Genomic DNA, 19,925 nt, shown 5'->3' on the forward strand with positions numbered 1-19,925 from the left:
ACAGGTCTACGCCGGGCGGCGGAGCCCCGCAATACCGCCTTCCGTGTCAAGCGGGCGATCGTTGCCCCCTCGTGACGTGCCGTCAGCCGTGCGTCGCGGGGCTCAGGGGCGCTAGGGGAGTCGCCTCCACCGAGCGGGCCGCCCGGTCGAGCGCGCTCGCCAGGAGCGCCAGGTCCGTCGGGCCGTTGCCCAGCTCACGGACCGGGCGACGGGTGGGCGGGTCGCCCATCCGCTCCCACTCCAGCGGCACGACCGTCGGGCGGAGCGTCGCCGTCCGGGGGATCCGCCCGGTGACGCGGCCCGCCTGGAACGGGGTCACCCGGCCGTCCGGATGCCCGAGGCGACCCCGCCCGGCCGCCGGGACGTCCGGGCCCGCGGCCACCGGCGGCGCGTCGAGCACGATCCGCAGCCGGGCCCCGTGGGCCAGCTCCGTGTCGGCCGTGCGGTCCGGGCGGGCCGAGGTCGCGACCAGGTGCACCCCCAGCCGCTCGCCGTTCCGCGCGACCGCCTCCAGAGCCCGTACGACGGACCCCGCCGCCGGCCTGCCCGGAGCGCCGAGCGCCGGGGCCACCAGCGCGTCGAAGTCGTCGACCAGCACCACGAGCCGCGGCAGGTACCCGCCTCCCGCCGCCCTCGCCGGGGCCTGCTCGCCCGACGCCGGCCGCGGAATCCGCCCCCCGGTCTCGTCGCCGGGGTACTCGGTCCGGCCGCTCGCCCTGCCGGCCACGTCCTCCGCGCCGGGGTAGGGGGTCCGGCCGCTCGCCCTGCCGGTCACGTCGCCGGCGGCCGGGTACGGGATGCGGCCGCTGGTCCTGCCGGTGACGTCGTTCGCGCCGGTGCGGGGGGTGCGGCCGCTCGGGTGGTCGGTGAGGTCGCCGTCGCCCGTGCGGAGGGTACGGCTGCTGGGACGGTCGTCGAGGGTGCCGCCGTCCCGCCGGGGCAGGCGGCCGCTGGGCGTGTCGGCGAGGAACGGGTCGCCGTCGCCGGTGCGCAGGGTGCGGCCGCCGGGGCGCCCGCCGAGGTCGTCCGCGCTCGGGTAGGGGGACCGGCCGCTCGGCTGGTCGGGAAGGGTGCCGTCGTACACGCGGCCGCCGCGGCCGCTGGGCAGGGCGCCGACCGCGCCGTCGCCGGTGCGCAGGGTGCGGCCGCTGGGGCGGTCCGTGAGGTCGCCGGTGTCCGGGACGCGGACGGTCGCGCGGGCGCCCTGGGGCATCGATTCGGCGGCGCTGGGCGACCGCTGGCCGATCAGACGCTCGGCGGCGGAGGACGAGGGGCGACCGCCGCGGCGGTCGGCGAAGTGGCCGTCGCCCAGGAGCTCCGCCCGGCGCTTCAGCTCGGCGCCGAGCGCCTGCGCGAACTCCCGCATCCGGACCGGGTCCGAGGCGACCAGGTGCTGGGTGACGTGCGGCAGCTCCGTACAGGCCGCGAGGCCCTCGCCGCGCTCGCCGCCCGCCCCGTCCACGAGGAGCAGACCGAGCCGGTCGGGGCGGCCGCCGGCCGCGAGGGAGGCGGCGATCGAGCGGAGCAGCTCCGTGCGGCCGCTGCCCGCGGGGCCCTCGATCAGCAGGTGCGGGCCCTCCTGGGTGAGGTCCACCGCGAGCGGGCCGCGCGGCCCGGCGCCCAGGACGGCCGTCCCGTCGCCGGCGGACGCCCAGCGGGCCATCAGGGAGGCGGGCGTGGCCCGGGCGAGCCCGAGCTCGTCGAGGAGGCGTGCCGACGGGGGCAGCGCGGCGGCCCGTCCGTACGGCGCCGCCGCCGTCTCCGTGCGCAGCGGGGCGAGGGCGCGGCCGAACCGCTCGGCCCAGGCGACGGACACCGCGTCGACCACGCCGACCGTGCCGTGGCCCGCGACCCGGCCGCCGGCGGTGCGCAGCAGCCGCAGCGCCGTCGCCACGTCGCCGCTCAGGAGCGCGGCGGCCCCGCACTCCCGGAAGGCGAGGGACGCGGCGCACGCGGCCTCGTAGGTGGCGGCCACCGGCGACTCCGGGGTGGCCGAGGGTGCCTCGGCGAGGCAGAGGAGGTGGATTCCGGCCGCCGCGCCCACGCCCGCGAGGCGCGCCACGGTCTCGCGCAGCGCCGCCGAACCGGGGTCGCCGTCCACGATCACGACCGTCGTCGGCCCTTCGTGGCGGGCCGCGGCCTCGGCGACGGACGTGCGGTCGGCGCTCGGCCAGCCGGGGCCGAGCGGGCCGTCGTCGAGGCGCCGGGTCAGCTCCGCCGTGCGGGCCTGGGCCTGCTCGCGGTCGTACGCCAGGAGCAGTCGGCAGTCCTGGCCGTGGGCCGGCCGGACGTGCGGGAGCCAGCCCAGCCAGCCCCAGGCCCGGCGCCGCTCCTCGACGGAGCGGTTCCGGTCGGCGCTGATCAGCACGATCTCCAGGTCGGAGGGCGAGTGCAGGGCGGCGAGCTGGGCGACGACCGAGCGGGCGAGTCCGGCGAGCCGGTCGGCGGGCCCGGCCAGGCCGAGCGAACCGGCCTCGCGCAGCCCGACGGTGACGGGCACGCCGGAGAGCTCGGCGCGGTCCGTCGTGCCGAGCCGGACGACCAGGGCCTCGGGGTGGCCGGTCTCCCGCTCCCAGAGCCGGGTGCCGGGGCCGAGCGCGGTGAGCAGGACGGTCGCGGGGTCGGGCCAGGTGTCGGCCACCGGCGCCGGGCCGGGGACGCCCTCGTGGGCGCCGGCGGCGGACCGGGCGCCGGCGTGCGTGTCCGGGACGGGGCCCGGGGCGGCCGCGGCGGCCGGGATCTCCTCCCGCCCGCCCGTCAGACGGCGGGCCCACGCGCCGAGCCCGCGCTTGCCGCCGGTCCGGCCGGAACCGGCCGGAGGGGCTTCCCGGCGGGTCTGCCGGGTCCTGCTGTGCGCCTCGCCGTCGTCATGACCGTCGGCGGGGTCTCCCGCGCGCGCGTGGCCGGGGGAGCGGTCGGCGTGACCGGCGCCGTAGGGGGCGGGGTACCTGTCGTCGGCGTGCCGGTCGTCGGCGTACCGCTCCTCGTACGGGGGCGTCTCGCCGGTCGCGGCGCCGAACGCGACACCGCGCGCGCCGCCGTGGGTCGTGTCGCGGGTGGTGGCGTCCGCGGGACGGCCGGGAACCGTGCCGGGTCCGGCCGCCGGTGCCGCGCGGTGGCCGGTCGCCGGTCCGTCCGCGCCGGCGCGTCCGTCCGTGCCCGCGCGGCCGTCCGTGCCGTGCGCCACGCGCAGGTGGCCCTCGCCGTCCGGCGCCGTCGCCACCGTGTCCGTACCGGCGAGGGCGTCGCCGGGGCCGGTCAGGCGGAGGGCGGACTCGCCGAGCCGCAGCAGGGCGCCCGGGCGGAGCCGGACGGGGCGGTCTCCGACGGGGACGCCGTCGAGGGTCGTGCCGTTGGTGGAGCCCAGGTCGGCGACGGTCACCCGGCCGTTCTCCCCGACGGTCACCGTGCAGTGCGCGCGGGAGACGTCCGGGTCGTCGAGCGGTACGTCGGCGTCGACGGAGCGGCCGATCCTGATCGCTCCGCCGTGCAGCAGGTGGACCCCGCCCGCGTCCGGCCCGGCGACGACGTGGAGCCGCGCGGAGGCGGCCTCGCCGAGCCGGTCGTCGGGGCCGGGGAGCTGGAGGGAGAGGACGGCGCCGTCGACGAGCGGCGGCTCGCCGAGCACGCAGCGCCGGGTGTCCAGCCGCTCCCCGCCCGCGTAGAGCACGGTGGTGCCCGAGGCCGAGGTGTCGGGGCCGGTGACGGCGGCGGCCAGGCCGGAGGCGACGGCGGCGAGCGCCGTCCCCGCGGGGGCCGTGACGAGCACGTCGCAGGTGCGCCCGGCGCCGTGGCCGGCGTACGGCGCGAGGACGGTCAGCCGGATCTGCATCGCCGTCAGCGGTCCCTTCTGCACGACATGCCCGGCAGGGGAACCGCCCTGTGAGTCCCCCCACCCGGCACGGACGCGTAGCCCGGTACAGGTCGGCACGGCGCGGGGCTCCCGACCCCGATGCGACGTGCTGTAGGCATCCTCGCACCTGCCACCGACAACCCACCCCCGGGTCGGCAATAAGTGATCTTGAATGGTCGGCCGCGGACGTGAAATCGCCTGGTTGGGCATGCCTTCGGAGCATGCGCGGCAACCGCCCCGGCCCATGGAGCGTCTTCTTCCGGACAAGTTCCGCTCGCGGCGGGAGCCCGCCCGGCCTCCGGTGACGCGCGGACGAGGCGCCGGACACGGCATCGGAATCCGCCTGTGGACGACCGGCCTGTGACCCGTTCGGCGGCACTAAAGTGGGTCGGACACCCGGACGGGTCACAACAGAGGACAGGGACCCCGGGAACACCACGGGACAACCCCAGGACCACGATCAGCAGGGAGCGCGTGACGTGCGGCCTATCGGCAGCAAGTACCTGCTCGAGGAGCCGCTCGGCCGCGGCGCCACGGGCACCGTCTGGCGAGCCCGCCAGCGGGAGACGGCGGGCGCCGAGGCGGCCGTCGCCGGCCAGCCCGGCGAGACCGTGGCGATCAAGGTCCTCAAGGAGGAGCTGGCCAACGACGCGGACATCGTGATGCGCTTCCTGCGCGAGCGGTCCGTCCTGCTCCGGCTCACCCACCCCAACATCGTGCGCACCCGCGACCTGGTCGTCGAAGGCGATGTCCTCGCCCTCGTCATGGACCTCGTAGAGGGCCCCGACCTGCACCGGTACATCCGGGAGAGCGGCCCGCTGACCCCGGTCGCCGCCTCCCTCCTGACCGCCCAGATCGCCGACGCGCTCGCCGCCAGCCACGCCGACGGCGTCGTCCACCGCGACCTGAAGCCGGCCAACGTCCTGCTCGCCGAGCAGGGCGGCCAGATGCACCCGATGCTCACCGACTTCGGCATCGCGCGCCTCGCGGACTCCCCGGGCCTCACCCGCACCCACGAGTTCGTCGGCACGCCCGCGTACGTGGCGCCGGAGTCCGCCGAGGGCCGCCCGCAGACCTCCGCCGTCGACATCTACGGCGCGGGCATCCTGCTCTACGAGCTCGTCACCGGCCGGCCCCCGTTCGCCGGCGGCACCGCCCTGGAGGTCCTCCACCGGCACCTCAGCGAGGAGCCGCGCCGCCCCTCGACCGTCCCGGGCCCCCTGTGGACGGTGATAGAGCGCTGCCTCAGCAAGGACCCGAACCGGCGGCCGAGCGCCGAGAACCTGGCCCGCGGCCTGCGCGCGGTCGCCGCCGGCATCGGCGTGCACGCCACGCCCGCGCAGATCGAGGCGGCGGAAGGCGTCGGGGCGCTCCTCGCCCCCGACCCGGCCCCCGCGCCCGTCCCGGAGACCCCCGGCGGGCAGGCCCCGGGCGCCGCGGACCCCACCCAGGTGCTGCCCACCGGCGCCGGGACGCCGCCGCAGTACGACCCCGCCGGCGCGACCAGCGTGCTGCCGACCGGCGGCCCGATGGGCGCCGCCGACCCGACGGCCGTCATGCCCCCGGTTCCGCCGCAGCCGCCGCAGGGCGCGCCGTCCGAGGAGCCGCACCCCTGGCAGAGCCAGCTGCGCGCCGCCCGCGACCGCAACGAGCAGACCCAGGTGCAGTACCTGGATCCGAGCGACGACCCGATGCGCCGGCGCCCGCAGCGCCAGCAGCCGCAGCAGCCCCCGCAGAACCGGCAGCCCGACCCGTACGGCCGGCAGCCCCAGCAGCCGCAGCAGTACGGCCAGCAGCGCCCCGCGCCCCAGCGGCCGGCGCCCCAGCCGTACCCGCCGCAGCACCAGCAGCAGCAGTACGCGCCGCCGCCCCCGCAGCAGTACGCCCCGCCGCAGCAGCAGTACCAGCCCCCGCAGCCGCCGCCCCAGGCCCCGGCCCCGCGCGAACCGCGCCCGCCGCGTCAGCGCAGCGCCAACCCGGTCCGGATCCCCGGCCTCGGCTGTCTCAAGGGCTGCCTGGTCATGATCGTCCTCTTCTTCGTGGCCGGCTGGCTCGTCTGGGAGCTCACCCCGCTCCAGGGCTGGATCGCCGAGGGCAAGGGCTACTGGGAGGCCATCGGCGACGGCATCTCGTCGTTCACCGACTGGGTCTCCACCCTGCTCGACAGCGGGAGCAGCTCGGGTACTACCGGCGGTACGGGACAGTAATACTGCCGATTTATCGACTTCCGAGGGGTGATTTCCCCTCGGAAGTGACGACCGGCGCCCGCGGACGCGTAGCTTGGGCGTAACCGCAGCCGCTGAGGGAGCAGTCTTGGCACGGAACATCGGCAGCCGCTACACCACCCACCAGATCCTCGGGCGGGGCAGCGCCGGAACGGTGTGGCTCGGCGAGGGGCCCGAAGGGCCCGTCGCCGTCAAACTGCTGCGCGAGGACCTGGCCTCCGACCAGGAACTCGTCGGCCGCTTCGTCCAGGAGCGCACCGCGCTCCTCGGCCTCGACCACCCCCATGTGGTCAAGGTCCGCGACCTCGTCGTCGACGGCAACGACCTCGCCCTCGTCATGGACCTGGTCCGCGGCACCGACCTGCGCACCCGCCTCGACCGCGAGCGCCGCCTCGCCCCCGAGGCGGCCGTCGCGATCATCACCGACGTCGCCGAAGGCCTCGCCGCCGCGCACGCCGCCGGAGTCGTCCACCGGGACGTCAAGCCCGAGAACATCCTCCTCGACATGGAGGGCCCGCTCGGACCCGGCGGCGCCCACCCCGCCCTCCTCACCGACTTCGGCGTCGCCAAGCTCATCGACACCCCTGGCCGCACCAAGGCCACCCGCATCATCGGCACCCCCGACTACCTCGCCCCCGAGATCGTCGAGGGCCTTCCGCCCCGTGCCGCCGTCGACATCTACGCCCTCGCGACCGTCCTGTACGAGCTGCTCGCCGGCTTCACCCCGTTCGGCGGCGGCCACCCCGGCGCCGTACTGCGCCGCCACGTCACCGAGACCGTCGTACCGCTCCCCGGCATCCCCGAGGAGCTGTGGCAGCTGATCGTGCAGTGCCTCGCCAAGGCCCCGGCCTCCCGGCTGCGCGCCTCCGAGCTCGCCACCCGCCTCAAGGACGTCCTCCCGCTGCTCAAGGGCATCCCGCCGCTCGACGTGGACGAGCCGGACGCGGAACCGGCCCCGGAGCCGTACGAGGAGGACGCGTACGCCACCGCCACGGGCGCCGGCGAACCCGGGCCGCGCCGGGCCGCCGTCCCGCTCGTCCCCGGCGCATCGGCCGACTCCAACCGCGACACCCACACCTCCATGCGGGTCCCCGCCCCCGACGAGCTCTCCGGCGGCCCCCTCGGCACCGCCCGCGCCCCGCGCCCGGCCGGTGCCCCCCGCCCCGGCTCGGCCCGGCACAAGGCGGGCGCCGTCCGCAAGAGACGCATCACCCTCGCCGTCGCGGCGGTCGTGGTCGCGGGCGCGCTCGGCGCCGGCGGCTACCTCGCGGCCTCCGGCGAGGACGCCCCGCCGCAGGACTCCCAGCAGTCCTCCCAGCCATAGGTTCGGCTCCAGGCCCGGAGCCGTTACGCTGGACGCGTGGCAGTCGTCGATGTATCCGAAGAGCTGAAGTCCCTCTCCTCGACCATGGGGTCGATCGAGGCCGTCCTGGACCTCGAGAAGCTGAGGGCCGACATCGCCGTGCTCGAAGAGCAGGCCGCGGCCCCGTCCCTGTGGGACGACCCGGAGGCGGCGCAGAAGATCACGAGCAAGCTTTCGCACCTCCAGGCGGAGGTCCGCAAGGCCGAGACCCTGCGCGGCCGGATCGACGACCTCGCGGTGCTCTTCGAGCTCGCGGAGGAGATGGACGACCCGGACACGCTCGCCGAGGCCGAGGCGGAGCTCACCTCCGTCCGCAAGGCCCTCGACGAGATGGAGGTCCGCACCCTCCTCTCCGGCGAGTACGACGAGCGCGAGGCCCTGGTCAACATCCGGGCCGAGGCCGGCGGCGTCGACGCCTCCGACTTCGCCGAGCGCCTCCAGCGCATGTACCTGCGCTGGGCTGAGCGCCACGGCTACTCCACGGAGATCTACGAGACCTCGTACGCGGAAGAGGCCGGCATCAAGTCGACCACCTTCGTCGTGAAGGCCCCGTACGCCTACGGCACGCTCTCCGTCGAGCAGGGCACCCACCGACTGGTCCGCATCTCGCCCTTCGACAACCAGGGCCGCCGCCAGACCTCCTTCGCGGGCGTCGAGGTCCTCCCCGTCGTCGAGTCCTCCGACCACGTCGAGATCGACGAGTCCGACCTCCGCGTGGACGTCTACCGCGCCTCCGGCCCCGGCGGCCAGGGCGTCAACACGACCGACTCGGCCGTGCGCATCACGCACCTCCCGACCGGCATCGTCGTCTCCTGCCAGAACGAGCGCTCCCAGATCCAGAACAAGGCGAGCGCCATGAACGTCCTCCAGGCCAAGCTCCTCGAGCGCCAGCGTCAGGAGGAGCGGGCCAGGATGGACGCGCTCAAGGACAGCGGCAGCTCCTGGGGCAACCAGATGCGCTCCTACGTCCTCCACCCGTACCAGATGGTCAAGGACCTCCGGACGGAGTTCGAGGTCGGCAACCCGCAGTCCGTCCTCGACGGCGAGATCGACGGCTTCCTCGAGGCCGGCATCCGCTGGCGCAAGCAGCAGGACAAGTAACCCCTCGTTCCGACGCGTTCGGCCCCGCACCCCTCCGGTGCGGGGCCGAACGCGTTCCGTACCGGAGCGGCGTGTTCGCTGACGCAAGCGCGACGGCGTGCGCCGGGACGCTTTGTCGACAAGGGAACAGGGGTGCCGGGGCCCGTAGTTCAGGGTTTACGTCACAGTTGCATCGTCTCATGTCGGTCACCTGGTGATCTTTCGGGCATCGCACGCGCAACGACCTTGACGCCTCATCGGAAACTCGGAAGGGTGACGTACTGGCATGCGCTTTTCTGGGACGCGTGTGAACGGGGGCCGGTCCAGTCGTGACACCGCCCCTGCCGCGCGGGCCCTGAGCGCTGCCCCATGACGAGATGAGCTACTGGGGGTAGCAGCCAGATGACGAACAAGACGCGGATCCGCCTGGTGCGGGTCGCGGCCAGCGCCGTGATCATCGCCGGTGCGTCCCTGACGGCGGCCGGTGCCGCGCAGGCCGTCGGCGGATTCGGGACGGAGCCGACCCAGTCCCAGGACGCGGGCCTCGGCGTTCTGGACACGCAGAACACCGACGGCAACACCACCTTCGGCGACACCACCAACGGCGGTGTCTCGACCACCACCACCACGGGTGAGCAGACGGCGACCACCACCACGGGTGAGCAGACGACGTCCACCTCGACCACGGGTGAGCAGACGGCGACGTCCACCACGGGTGAGCAGACGACGTCCACCTCGACCACGGGTGAGCAGACGTCCACGTCCACCACGGGTGAGCAGACGACGTCCACCTCGACGACCGGTGAGCAGACGTCCACGTCCACCACGGGTGAGCAGACCACGTCCACCTCGACGACCGGTGAGCAGACGTCCACGTCCACCACGGGTGAGCAGACGACGTCCACCTCGACCACGGGTGAGCAGACGTCCAGCTCGTCGTCGAGCTCGTCGTCCAGCTCCACCAGCGGGAACGGCTCCAACGGCTCCAACGGCTCCAACGGTTCCGGCTCGTCGACCTCCACCAGCGGGTCGACCTCCACCAGTGGCTCGGCGACCTCCACCAGCGGGTCCACCAGCACCACCGGTGGCACGTCCACCGACGGTGGCGCCGGCACCTGCACCGTCGACCTCGACGGCGCCGAGTGCGTGGAGACCGACAACAACAACCCGAACACCAACAACGAGGGCTCGCAGCCCGTGCAGCAGGGCCAGGCGAAGGAGGAGCTCGCCGAGACCGGTGCGGCGGAGACCTCGTTCCTGGTCATCGGTGCCGCGACCATGATCGCCGGCGGCATCGGCTTCCGCATGCTGCCGCGCCTCGTCGGTGGCGGACGTACCGCTGTCTGACGTACGGCCGTCCTGCGTACCCGCGTAGACGCATGACGAAGGGCCGGGGAGTTCGCTCCCCGGCCCTTCGGCGTGTTTTCCGGCTCGTATGGGCTCCGCGCGCCTCCGGTCAGACCGTTTGGACGGCCGCGAGCAGCGCGATCGCCACCAGCAGGGCGATCGCCAGTGTCAGCAGCATCGCGGGGGACGGGCCCTGGGGGGTCAGACGCTCCCGGTTCGCGCGGCAGACGGGGCAACGGCCCTCGGCAACCGGGGCCGCGCAGTTGGCGCACACCAGTCGGTCGTAGGTCATGCGCTCTCCTCCTCCCGCACTGGGGTACACAACAGGACAACGTCCGGTGGGACCCGGACGTTCCCCCTACCACTGTGCCAGCTCCGCGGCGTTTCGGCGCGCCCCGTCGGATCGTCCCCGTTCGACCGGGAGGGCGAAAAGGATAAAGCACGCAAGCCAGGACCGCGACTGCGCAGGCCTTCCCCGTTCGCGTAAGGTCACGCACACCTACTCCCGGCCGACCGTGGTGCATCCGTGATCCGATTCGACAACGTCTCCAAGTCCTATCCGAAGCAGAGCCACCCCGCACTCCGGGATGTCTCCCTGGAGATCGAGAAGGGGGAGTTCGTCTTCCTCGTCGGTTCCTCCGGCTCCGGAAAGTCGACTTTCCTGCGACTGCTCCTGCGCGAGGAGCGCGCCAGCCAGGGCCAGGTGCACGTCCTCGGCAAGGACCTGGCCCGGCTCTCCAACTGGAAGGTGCCGCAGATGCGGCGCCAGCTGGGCACCGTCTTCCAGGACTTCCGCCTGCTGCCCAACAAGACCGTCGCCGAGAACGTGGCCTTCGCGCAGGAGGTCATCGGCAAGCCGCGCGGCGAGATCCGCAAGGCCGTGCCCCAGGTGCTCGACCTCGTCGGTCTCGGCGGCAAGGAGGACCGCATGCCGGGCGAGCTCTCGGGTGGTGAGCAGCAGCGTGTGGCCATCGCCCGCGCCTTCGTCAACCGCCCGATGCTGCTGATCGCCGACGAGCCCACCGGCAACCTCGACCCGCAGACCTCCGTCGGCATCATGAAGCTGCTCGACCGGATCAACAGGACAGGGACCACCGTCGTCATGGCGACCCACGACCAGAACATCGTCGACCAGATGCGCAAGCGCGTCATCGAGCTCGAAAAGGGCCGCCTCGTCCGCGACCAGGCGCGCGGCGTCTACGGATACCAGCACTGAGCCTGTAGCGAGTAGGAGAAAGCAGACCCATGCGCGCTCAGTTCGTGCTTTCCGAGATCGGCGTCGGTCTCCGGCGCAACCTCACGATGACCTTCGCGGTCATCGTCTCCGTGGCCCTGTCGCTCGCCCTCTTCGGCGGCGCGCTGCTCATGCGCGAGCAGGTCAGCACGATGAAGGACTACTGGTACGACAAGGTCAACGTCTCCATCTTCCTCTGCAACAAGACCGACGCGGCGACCGCGCCCAAGTGCTCCAAGGGCGCGGTCACCGGTCAGCAGAAGGAACAGATCGAGGCCGATCTGAAGAAGATGGACATCGTGGAGAACGTCCACCACGAGTCCGCCGACGAGGCCTTCAAGCACTACAAGGAGCAGTACAGCGACACCGCCATCGCCTCCGTCATCACGCCGGACCAGATGCAGGAGTCGTTCCGGGTCAAGCTCAAGGACCCGGAGAAGTACAAGGTGGTCGCCACGGCCTTCGCCGGCCGCGACGGCGTCGAGTCGGTCCAGGACCAGCGGAACATCCTGCAGAACCTCTTCGACCTGATGAACGGCATGAACATCGCCGCCCTCGGCGTCATGGGCCTCATGCTGATCATCGCGCTGATGCTGATCGTCAACACCGTCCGCGTCTCGGCCTTCAGCCGCCGCCGCGAGACCGGCATCATGCGGCTCGTCGGCGCGTCCAGCTTCTACATCCAGATGCCGTTCATCATGGAGGCCGCCTTCGCCGGACTCCTCGGCGGCGCCGTCGCCTGCGTGCTGCTGCTCGTCGGCCGCTACTTCCTCATCGACCACGGCATCGCCCTCGCCGACAAGATGCAGCTCGTCAACTTCATCGGCTGGGACGCCGTCCTCGCCAAGCTCCCCCTCGTCATCGCCATCGGCCTCCTGATGCCGGCCGTGGCCGCCTTCGTCGCCCTGCGCAAGTACCTCAAGGTGTGAGAAGAGACCTCTGACGGAGGATGGCGTCGCGTGGGCAAAGCCCGTGCGGCGCCATTGCCTTGTCCTAGAGTGGGCGGCGTGCCGGCCGGCGGTGAGCTTTTCTGTATCCGGCCCCGCGGAGTGCTCCGTGGGGCCGTTCTGACGTTGGTGTTCGCCGGGGTGCTGGCCACGGCGGCCGCCACCGGTTCGCTGCCCCGGGAAGAGTCGGCGGCGAGGTCGGCGGGCGCGGCCGGGGACGCCGGGAAGCAGTCCCGGGATCGCGCGACGGTCGACGGCGCGGCGGTCAGCAGGGCCGCTGCCGCGGCGATGGCCGACGGGAAGTCGGGGAAGCAGGCGGCGGAGGAGTTCGTCAGCCGTAGCGGGGACCGCTGGGGGGCGGTGTACGACAAGAAGGAGTACGCCGAGTTCGAGCAGGCCCTCGACGGCGCGTACACCGGCGTGGGGCTGTCCGCGGGCAAGGCCGGGGCGACCGGGGTGCGGGTGACGCGGGTGCGGGCCGGAGGGCCGGCGGGCCGGGCGGGGCTGAAGGTCGGGGACCGGCTCGTGGCGGTCGACGGGCGTGCGGTCGAGGACCTGTCGGTCTCGGAGGTCGTGTCCCTGCTCCGCGGTGACGGTGTGCCGGGCTCGGCCGTCGTCCTCCGGGTCGAGCGGGGGCGTGCCGCCTGGACGCTGACCCTGCGCCGGGCGCGGCTCGAGACCGACCCGGTGACCGTGCGCCGGCTCGACGACGGGACCCTGCTGATCAGGGTGACCGCCTTCACGAAGGGCGCGGGCACGCGCGTGCGTGACGCGGTACGGGCCGCGCCGGCCGGTGCCGGGGTCCTGCTCGACCTGCGGGGCAACGCGGGCGGCCTGGTCTCGGAGGCGGCCGTCGCGGCCTCCGCCTTCCTCGACGGCGGTCTCGTCGCCACGTACGACGTGGAGGGCGAGCAGCGGGCCGTGTACGCGGAGGGCGGCGGGGACACCGGCCGTCCCCTGGTGGCGCTGATCGACGGCGGGACGATGAGCGCGGCCGAGCTGCTCACCGGTGCCCTTCAGGACCGGGGTCGGGCGGTGACGGTCGGCTCGCGGACCTTCGGCAAGGGCTCGGTCCAGATGCCGAGCGCGCTGCCGGACGGTTCGGTCGCGGAGCTGACCGTCGGCCACTACCGGACCCCGGCCGGTCACGCCGTGGACGGCAACGGCATCACGCCGGACCTGGCGGCGGGGGAACGGGCCGAGGAGCGGGCCCGGACGGTATTGAGTGGCCTCGGAGGGGGCTCGTAGTGCGAAAATGACCGCACTATGGCAAAGGGACTCGTGAACGTGCAGGGCAAGCCTGCGAAGAAGACGACGGACAAGGCGCCCGAGCGCAAGCTGATCGCGCAGAACAAGAAGGCGCGCCACGACTACCACATCATCGACACCTACGAGTGCGGTGTCGTGCTCATGGGCACCGAGGTGAAGTCGCTGAGGATGGGCCGGGCCTCGCTGGTCGACGGCTTCGTCCAGATCGACGACCACGAGGCGTGGCTGCACAACATCCACGTCCCGGAGTACATGCAGGGCAGCTGGACGAACCACTCGGCGAAGCGGAAGCGCAAGCTGCTGCTGCACCGCGCCGAGATCGACAAGCTGGAGTCGAAGGCGCAGGAGACCGGTCACACGATCGTGCCCCTCGCGCTGTACTTCCTGGGCGGCCGGGTGAAGTGCGAGATCGCGCTCGCCAAGGGCAAGAAGGAGTACGACAAGCGCCAGACCCTGCGGGAGAAGCAGGACACGCGCGAGACGAACCGCGCCATCGCGGCGGCGAAGCGGAGGCAGCGGGCGGCCGCGGCCTCCTAGCGCCGGTAATACGCTGGCGACGGCACCCGTCGGTCACGTACGATGGGTCGTGCACCCCACAGAGGGTGCGACCTTTGAAAAAACAACATGGGGATGATCGGTTTCGACAGCGGATGTCGAAGCAGTGGGAAGCGTGTCGAGGAAGCGGCAATGATCTCGTAAACCATATGTCGCAACCAATAATCGCCAACTCCAAGAGCGATAACTCCCGCTTCGCCCTCGCTGCCTAATTTTAGGTAACGAACAGAAGCCTCTGTGAGGAGCGTCAGCCCGGGGAAGGTCCCGACCCGGATCCTGGCGTCATTTAGGGATCTAAACCTCCAGCCCCGGTCACGGGGGTTGGAGGGAAATCAAACAGTGACTGAGCCCGTTCCGGACTTGTCTGGGTGATCCGGAGGGCTGAGAAACTCGTACCAGACTGCACACGGAGAAGCCCTGATTCCGCACCGTTGGACGCGGGTTCGATTCCCGCCATCTCCACTCATCCCATGTGGGCAGAGGCCCGGCAGTCACCACGACTGCCGGGCCTTTGTCATGCGCGGCGGCCCACGCCGGTCGCCGCGCACAGGGCGAGGGCCAGCAGGGCAGCGGCCGTGGGCAGGAGGAAGCCGAAGGCGGGGAAGGGGGAGTGGTCGGCCGCCCAGCCGCCGGCGGCGGCGCCCGCGGAGACGCCGGCGAGGAGGGCGGTGACGGCGAGCGTCATGCCCTCGTTGAGCTGGGACTCAGGGGTGAGCCGCTGGACCAGGGCCATGCCCGTGACCATCGTCGGGGCCGTGGCCATGCCCGCCACGAGGAGGCCGGCGGCGAGGGCGAGGAGGGAGCCGGTCGTCGCCGCGAGCAGCGGCATCGACATGAGCACGGTCATCGCGGCCAGACAGGTGTGGAGGCGGGCGGTGCGGCGGACCCGGCCGTAGAGGAGCCCCGCCGCACAGGAGCCGGCGGCCTGGAGGGCCAGGACGGGACCGGCGACGGGGCCGTCCACGAACGCGAGGGCCACCACTTCGAGGGAACCGAAGACCGCTCCGGTCGCGAGGAAGACCGCGAGCAGGGGTGCCATCCCGGGAGCGCGCAGCGGCGAGCCGTGCGAGGTGCGCGGGGCGACCGGCGGCTCGGTGGCGCGCCGGCCGGTGAAGAGCAGGATCCCGCCGAGGTGGAGGGCGGCGGCGACGAGGGTGCCGGCCTCCGGGAAGAACGCCGAGCAGACGAGCGCGGCCAGGACCGGGCCGAGCATGAAGCAGAGCTCGTCACCGGCCTGTTCGAAGGCGCTGGCGGTGTGCAGGGCGTCCGGGTCGCCCCGCAGCAGATGGGCCCAGCGCGCCCGGGACATCCCGCCCGTGTTCGGCAGGGTGGCGGTCAGCGCGGTCACGAGGAAGAGCGTCCAGGCGGGCGCCCGCTCGTGGACCAGGAGGACCAGGAGCAGGCGGCCCAGGACCGCGTGGACCGAGGCCGGGACCGCGACCCGGGCCTGGCCGTACCGGTCGATCAGCCGGGCGATCCAGGGGCCGGTCAGGGCTCCGGCGCCCAGGGCGGTGGCGGTGACCGCGCCGGCCAGGGCGTACGAGTCGTAGCGCGCCGCGACCATGATCACGGCGCTGATGCCGAACATCCCGACGGGCAGCCGGGCGACCATGTTCCCCACGGTGAAGGCGCGGGCGCCGGGAACCGCGAACAGGCGGAGATAGGGGTTGCGGGGCTGCACGGTGAGGCCGACGGGGCGGGTGGGGTGGGCGCGGTAGCGGGGGGCGAGCGCCGGGCCCGCCGGGGTGAGGGTGAGGTCCGGTCTCGGCATGGACCAAGGTTCGCGGGGGCGGGCCCGAGCGGTCCAACACCTGATCAGTGGCCATTCACGCACCTGTGTTGTTGAATGCGGCGATGGCCCCCTCGTACGACATCGACCCCCGGCTGCTGCGCGCGTTCACCGCCGTCGCCGAGGAGCTGCACTTCACCCGCGCCGCCGCCCGCCTCTACGTCGCCCAGCAGGCGCTGAGTCGGGACATCAGGCGCCTGGAGCGCGAGCTGGGCGCCGAGCTGTTCGTACGCACCACCCGGCACGTCGCCCTCACGCCCGACGGCGAACGCCTCCTCCCGCACGCACGGCGCGTGTCGGCCGCCCACGACGAGCTCCTCGACGCCTTCCGGGCCGCGCCCCGGCCGCTGCTCGTCGACCTCAACACCCCCGGCCTCGTCCAGGACCGCATCCTGCGCCGGGCCCGCGAACTCGCCCCCGAACACGAGCTGATGGCCCGCTTCGAGAGCGGCCTCACCGGCGCCGTACGCGAGATCCTCGCCGGCCGGCTCGACACCTCCTTCGGCCGGTACGGAGGCCTCGACGCCGCACTCAGGACGCGGCTCGACGCCCAGTTCGTACGGTACGAGCCGATGGCCGTCCTGCTCCCCGACGACCACCCGCTCGCCGCCCTGCCCGCGGTCCCGCTCACCGCCCTCGCCGGGGAACGGGTCTACGCGGGCGCGGGGAACGACCGCACGACCGAGTGGACCGACCTCGCCGGCCGGCTCTTCGCGGGGCGCGGCATCGAGGTCGCCCCGCCCGCGCCGCTCGCCGTCGGCCACGAGGAGTTCCGCCGCGTCATGGCCAAGCACCGCCACCCGGTCCTCGTCGTCGTCGACTTCCCCGACATGCCCGGCTGCGTCCTGCGCCCCCTCGTCGACCCCGTACCCCTCTCACCCGTGAGCCTGGTGTGGCGCAAGGGACTGCGCCACCCCGCCCTGGACGCCCTGCGGACCGCCGCCGCCGAGATCGGCGCCCGGGAAGGCTGGCACACCCGCCCGTCCGGCTCCTGGCTCCCGCCGGACGAACCCGGGCTGCCCGCATCGAGCACCACGTGAGCGGAGGTCCAGCAGCACCCGAGCGGGCCGGGCCCAGAATGCGGGGGCGCTCACAGGGTCCCCGCGCTCCGGGTGAGAGCAAGGTTCCGCCGCCGTCACCTCACGGCACCGGCTTGAAACGCGGCCTCCCTAGCGTCGGCGACACGGGGACCCGAGGCTGTGGACGCCTCAGGACCCGACACCCGCGGAGGTGCGACATGAGCGGCCGTTGGATCGAACAGTGGGAGCCGGAGGACGAGACCTTCTGGCGCGAGAAGGGCGAGCGGATCGCCCGCCGGAACCTGATCTTCTCCGTGCTCTCCGAGCACATCGGCTTCTCCATCTGGAGCCTCTGGTCCGTCATGGTCCTCTTCATGGGCCCCCAGTACGGGATCGACCCGGCCGGCAAGTTCTTCCTGATCGGCACCGCGACCTTCGTCGGCGCGCTGATCCGCATCCCGTACACCTTCGCCGTCGCCCGCTTCGGCGGCCGCAACTGGACGATCTTCAGCGCCCTGCTGCTCCTGCTGCCCACCGGCTTCGCCTTCGCGGTCATGGAGCCCGGCACCTCGTACACCACCTTCGTCCTGGTGGCCGTGCTCACCGGCGTCGGCGGCGGCAACTTCGCCTCCTCCATGACCAACATCAACGCCTTCTTCCCGCTGCGCAAGAAGGGCTGGGCACTCGGCCTCAACGCCGGCGGCGGCAACATCGGCGTCCCCGTCGTCCAGCTCGTCGGCCTCCTCGTCATCGGCACCGCCGGCGCCCTGCACCCCCGGATCGTGCTCGGCGTCTACCTGCCGCTGATCGTCGTCGCCGCCATCTGCTCCGCGCTCTTCATGGACAACCTCGTCCCCGTCAAGAACGACACCGGCGCCGTCAAGGAGGCCGTGACCGCCCGCCACACCTGGATCATGGCCTTCCTGTACGTCGGGACCTTCGGCTCCTTCATCGGCTACAGCTTCGCCTTCGGCCTCGTCCTCCAGACCCAGTTCGGCCGCACCCCCCTCCAGGCCGCCTCCCTCACCTTCATCGGCCCGCTCCTCGGCTCCCTCATCCGGCCCGTCGGCGGCTCCCTCGCCGACCGCCACGGCGGCGCCCGCATCACCCTGTGGACCTTCGCCGCGATGGCCGCCGCGACCGCCGTGGTGATCTACGCCTCCGTCATCGAGTCGCTCGCCGTCTTCCTCATCGGCTTCATCGGACTCTTCGTCCTCAGCGGCCTCGGCAACGGCTCCACGTTCAAGATGGTCCCGGCGATCTTCCTCGCCCAGGGACACCGCAAGGGACTCACGGGCGAACCCGCCGAGGCCTACGGACGACGGCTCTCCGGCGCCTCCATGGGCCTCATCGGAGCCATCGGCGCAGTCGGCGGACTCGGCATCAACCTCGCCTTCCGCCAGTCCTTCCAGACCGCCGGCACCGGCACCGGAGCCTTCGTCGCCTTCCTCGCCTTCTACGCGGCCTGCATGGTCGTCACCTGGGCGGTATACCTTCGCAACCCCTCGACCGTCCCCGAGACCGCCGAGGCCGTCACGGACCCGGAGCCCCGGCCCGGCTACGCGAACGTGTGATCCCCAGTGCCCGGCGCGGACCGTAACGACCAGGAAATACAAGCGAACCGCATCCGTCATGCGTCCCCGTCAGGCTCTGGCCTCATGGACGAGCAAGAACACGGCCCCCTCGCCGGCTTCACCGTCGGCGTCACCGCGGCGCGGCGCGCGGACGAACTCATCGCGCTGCTGCGCCGCCGCGGCGCGGCCGTCGTCCACGGACCCGCACTGCGGATCGTGCCCCTCGCGGACGACACCGAGCTCCTCGCCGCCACCAAGGAGATCATCGGCAACGCCCCGGACATCGTCGTCGCCACCACGGCGATCGGCTTCCGGGGCTGGATCGAGGCCGCCGAAGGCTGGGGGCACGGAGAAGAGCTCCTCGCCGTCCTGCGGGACGTCGAACTCCTCGCCCGCGGCCCCAAGGTCAAGGGAGCCGTACGGGCCGCCGGACTCACCGAGTCCTGGTCGCCCAGCTCGGAATCCATGGCCGAAGTCCTCGACCGGCTCCTCGCCGAAGGCGTGACGGGCCGCCGCATCGCCCTCCAGCTGCACGGCGAGCCACTGCCCGGCTTCGTGGAAGCGCTCACCGCCGGCGGCGCGGAAGTCGTCGGCGTCCCCGTCTACCGCTGGATGGCCCCCGAGGACACCGGCCCCCTCGACCGGCTCCTCGACGCGGCCCTCGCCCGCACCCTCGACGCCGTCACCTTCACCAGCGCCCCCGCCGCCGTCTCGCTGCTCTCCCGCGCCCAGGAGAAGGGCGTACGGGAAGAGCTCGTCGAGGCACTGCGGCACGACGTGCTCGCCGTGTGCGTCGGGCCCGTGACGGCGCTGCCGCTCCAAGCCGAGGCCATCGACACGTACCAGCCCGAGCGGTTCCGGCTCGGACCCCTCGTCCAGCTCCTCTGCCGAGAACTCCCCAGCCGCTCCCGGGTCCTGCCCGTCGCCGGCCACCGCGTCGAAGTCCGCGGACACGCCGTCCTCGTCGACGGCGCCCTCCGCCCCGTCCCGCCCGCCGGCATGGCCCTCCTCGGCCTCCTCGCCCGCCGGCCCGGCTGGGTCGTCTCCCGCGCCGACCTCCTCCGCGCGCTGCCCGGGGCCGGTCGCGACGAGCACGCCGTCGAGACGGCGATGGCCCGTCTCCGTACCGCGCTCGGCACGCCCAAGCTCATCCAGACCGTCGTCAAGCGCGGCTACCGCCTCGCCCTCGACGCCCCCGCCGAAACCAAATACGACGACTGACCCGCCCCGCCTGCCCCGGGCCTCCACCCCGCGCCGCGGGCTGCGCCCCGCGCCCGCCGCGCTGCGGGCCCGCGCCCCCGCGCCATGGGCCTTCGCCCCGCCTCGTTGTGGGCCTGCGCCCCGCGTCGTGGGCATTCGTTCCGCCGGGACGGTGCCCACCCTCCGTGCCGCCGCCCCCGTTGTGGGCATTCGTTCCGCCGGGGCGGCTCCCACCCCCGCGCGCTGCGCCCCGCCGCCCCGCGTTGTGGGCTGCGCCCCTCCCGTGTGGGCCTTCGCCCCGCCTCGTTGTGGGCATTCGTTCCGCTGGGGCGGGACGGGTGGGCACAACGGACGGCGCCCCTTGCCGGGCCCAGGCTTCCGCGCCTGAACCCGCACCGGGAGTGCGACGCCGTATCGGTGCGGGTCCAGGCACAAGGGGCGGAGGCGCCGCCGAGGGCGCCGTCCGTGTG

The 19,925-nt window shown here is 73.3% G+C and carries 14 protein-coding genes and 1 other RNA gene; 12 read left to right on the top strand and 3 right to left on the bottom strand.

The features are described from left to right. Positions 1-82: 82 nt before the first annotated feature. Entirely contained in the window at positions 83-3,832 is a 3,750-nt protein-coding gene (locus tag OO54_RS31210) for an FHA domain-containing protein (RefSeq protein ID WP_033209053.1), read from the bottom strand. Positions 3,833-4,332: 500 nt separating this feature from the next. On the opposite strand from OO54_RS31210, the gene OO54_RS31215 reads away from it, so the two are divergent. The 4 genes from OO54_RS31215 (at position 4,333) to OO54_RS31230 (ending at position 9,868) form a co-directional block, all read left to right on the top strand. Beyond that, positions 4,333-6,060 (top strand): serine/threonine-protein kinase, encoded by a 1,728-nt coding sequence (locus OO54_RS31215; protein ID WP_033209033.1) that lies wholly within the window; start codon positions 4,333-4,335, stop codon positions 6,058-6,060. Positions 6,061-6,166: 106 nt separating this feature from the next. Then, positions 6,167-7,402, top strand: coding sequence for a serine/threonine-protein kinase (locus OO54_RS31220; RefSeq protein ID WP_033209034.1), 1,236 nt, complete (start codon positions 6,167-6,169; stop codon positions 7,400-7,402). Between the two features lie 36 nt (positions 7,403-7,438). After that, on the top strand, positions 7,439-8,542 hold the full coding sequence (gene prfB / locus OO54_RS31225) for a peptide chain release factor 2 (RefSeq protein WP_033209035.1): 1,104 nt from the start codon (positions 7,439-7,441) through the stop codon (positions 8,540-8,542). Positions 8,543-8,923: 381 nt separating this feature from the next. After that, positions 8,924-9,868, top strand: coding sequence for a hypothetical protein (locus OO54_RS31230; protein ID WP_033209036.1), 945 nt, complete (start codon positions 8,924-8,926; stop codon positions 9,866-9,868). A 109-nt stretch (positions 9,869-9,977) separates the two neighbouring features. Here OO54_RS31230 and OO54_RS31235 read toward each other — a convergent pair whose 3' ends face one another. Further along, positions 9,978-10,160 (bottom strand): hypothetical protein, encoded by a 183-nt coding sequence (locus OO54_RS31235; RefSeq protein WP_017237019.1) that lies wholly within the window; start codon positions 10,158-10,160, stop codon positions 9,978-9,980. A 234-nt stretch (positions 10,161-10,394) separates the two neighbouring features. Here OO54_RS31235 and ftsE point away from each other — a divergent pair, with 234 nt between their 5' ends. From ftsE to ssrA, 5 genes are all read left to right on the top strand, one after another. Continuing rightward, positions 10,395-11,084, top strand: a complete 690-nt coding sequence (gene ftsE, locus OO54_RS31240; protein ID WP_017237020.1) for a cell division ATP-binding protein FtsE — start codon at positions 10,395-10,397, stop codon at positions 11,082-11,084. Positions 11,085-11,113: 29 nt separating this feature from the next. Next, positions 11,114-12,031, top strand: a complete 918-nt coding sequence (ftsX, locus tag OO54_RS31245; protein WP_033209038.1) for a permease-like cell division protein FtsX — start codon at positions 11,114-11,116, stop codon at positions 12,029-12,031. A 78-nt stretch (positions 12,032-12,109) separates the two neighbouring features. Beyond that, a complete protein-coding gene (locus OO54_RS31250; protein ID WP_078905431.1) occupies positions 12,110-13,297 on the top strand; it encodes a S41 family peptidase in 1,188 nt (395 codons plus the stop codon). Positions 13,298-13,315: 18 nt separating this feature from the next. After that, a complete protein-coding gene (smpB, locus tag OO54_RS31255; RefSeq protein WP_051787332.1) occupies positions 13,316-13,855 on the top strand; it encodes an SsrA-binding protein SmpB in 540 nt (179 codons plus the stop codon). Positions 13,856-13,944: 89 nt separating this feature from the next. Continuing rightward, positions 13,945-14,338: a transfer-messenger RNA gene (gene ssrA / locus OO54_RS43105) on the top strand. A gap of 49 nt (positions 14,339-14,387) precedes the next feature. On the opposite strand, the gene OO54_RS41840 is transcribed toward ssrA, so the two are convergent. Continuing rightward, positions 14,388-15,644, bottom strand: coding sequence for an MFS transporter (locus OO54_RS41840; RefSeq protein WP_234439509.1), 1,257 nt, complete (start codon positions 15,642-15,644; stop codon positions 14,388-14,390). Between the two features lie 83 nt (positions 15,645-15,727). Between OO54_RS41840 and OO54_RS31265 the strand changes: the two genes are divergently transcribed. From OO54_RS31265 to OO54_RS31275, 3 genes are all read left to right on the top strand, one after another. Next, a complete protein-coding gene (locus OO54_RS31265; RefSeq protein WP_033209039.1) occupies positions 15,728-16,702 on the top strand; it encodes a LysR family transcriptional regulator in 975 nt (324 codons plus the stop codon). 197 nt (positions 16,703-16,899) lie between these two features. Beyond that, on the top strand, positions 16,900-18,255 hold the full coding sequence (locus OO54_RS31270; protein ID WP_033209040.1) for a nitrate/nitrite transporter: 1,356 nt from the start codon (positions 16,900-16,902) through the stop codon (positions 18,253-18,255). An 84-nt stretch (positions 18,256-18,339) separates the two neighbouring features. Beyond that, entirely contained in the window at positions 18,340-19,476 is a 1,137-nt protein-coding gene (locus OO54_RS31275; RefSeq protein WP_033209042.1) for a uroporphyrinogen-III synthase, read from the top strand. Positions 19,477-19,925 lie beyond the last annotated feature (449 nt).

It is taken from the genome of Streptomyces wedmorensis (genome assembly GCF_000716445.1).
Lineage (GTDB): Bacteria > Actinomycetota > Actinomycetes > Streptomycetales > Streptomycetaceae > Streptomyces > Streptomyces wedmorensis.

Excerpts from the sequence above, each read along its gene's own strand:
- OO54_RS31235 (WP_017237019.1), bottom strand. The coding sequence starts at position 10,160 with ATGACCTACGACCGACTGGTGTGCGCCAACTGCGCGGCCCCGGTTGCC.
- ftsX (WP_033209038.1), top strand. The coding sequence starts at position 11,114 with ATGCGCGCTCAGTTCGTGCTTTCCGAGATCGGCGTCGGTCTCCGGCGC.
- OO54_RS41840 (WP_234439509.1), bottom strand. The coding sequence starts at position 15,644 with ATGCCGAGACCGGACCTCACCCTCACCCCGGCGGGCCCGGCGCTCGCC.
- OO54_RS31230 (WP_033209036.1), top strand. The coding sequence starts at position 8,924 with ATGACGAACAAGACGCGGATCCGCCTGGTGCGGGTCGCGGCCAGCGCC.
- OO54_RS31270 (WP_033209040.1), top strand. The coding sequence starts at position 16,900 with ATGAGCGGCCGTTGGATCGAACAGTGGGAGCCGGAGGACGAGACCTTC.
- smpB (WP_051787332.1), top strand. The coding sequence starts at position 13,316 with ATGGCAAAGGGACTCGTGAACGTGCAGGGCAAGCCTGCGAAGAAGACG.
- OO54_RS31275 (WP_033209042.1), top strand. The coding sequence starts at position 18,340 with ATGGACGAGCAAGAACACGGCCCCCTCGCCGGCTTCACCGTCGGCGTC.
- OO54_RS31210 (WP_033209053.1), bottom strand. The coding sequence starts at position 3,832 with ATGCAGATCCGGCTGACCGTCCTCGCGCCGTACGCCGGCCACGGCGCC.
- OO54_RS31265 (WP_033209039.1), top strand. The coding sequence starts at position 15,728 with ATGGCCCCCTCGTACGACATCGACCCCCGGCTGCTGCGCGCGTTCACC.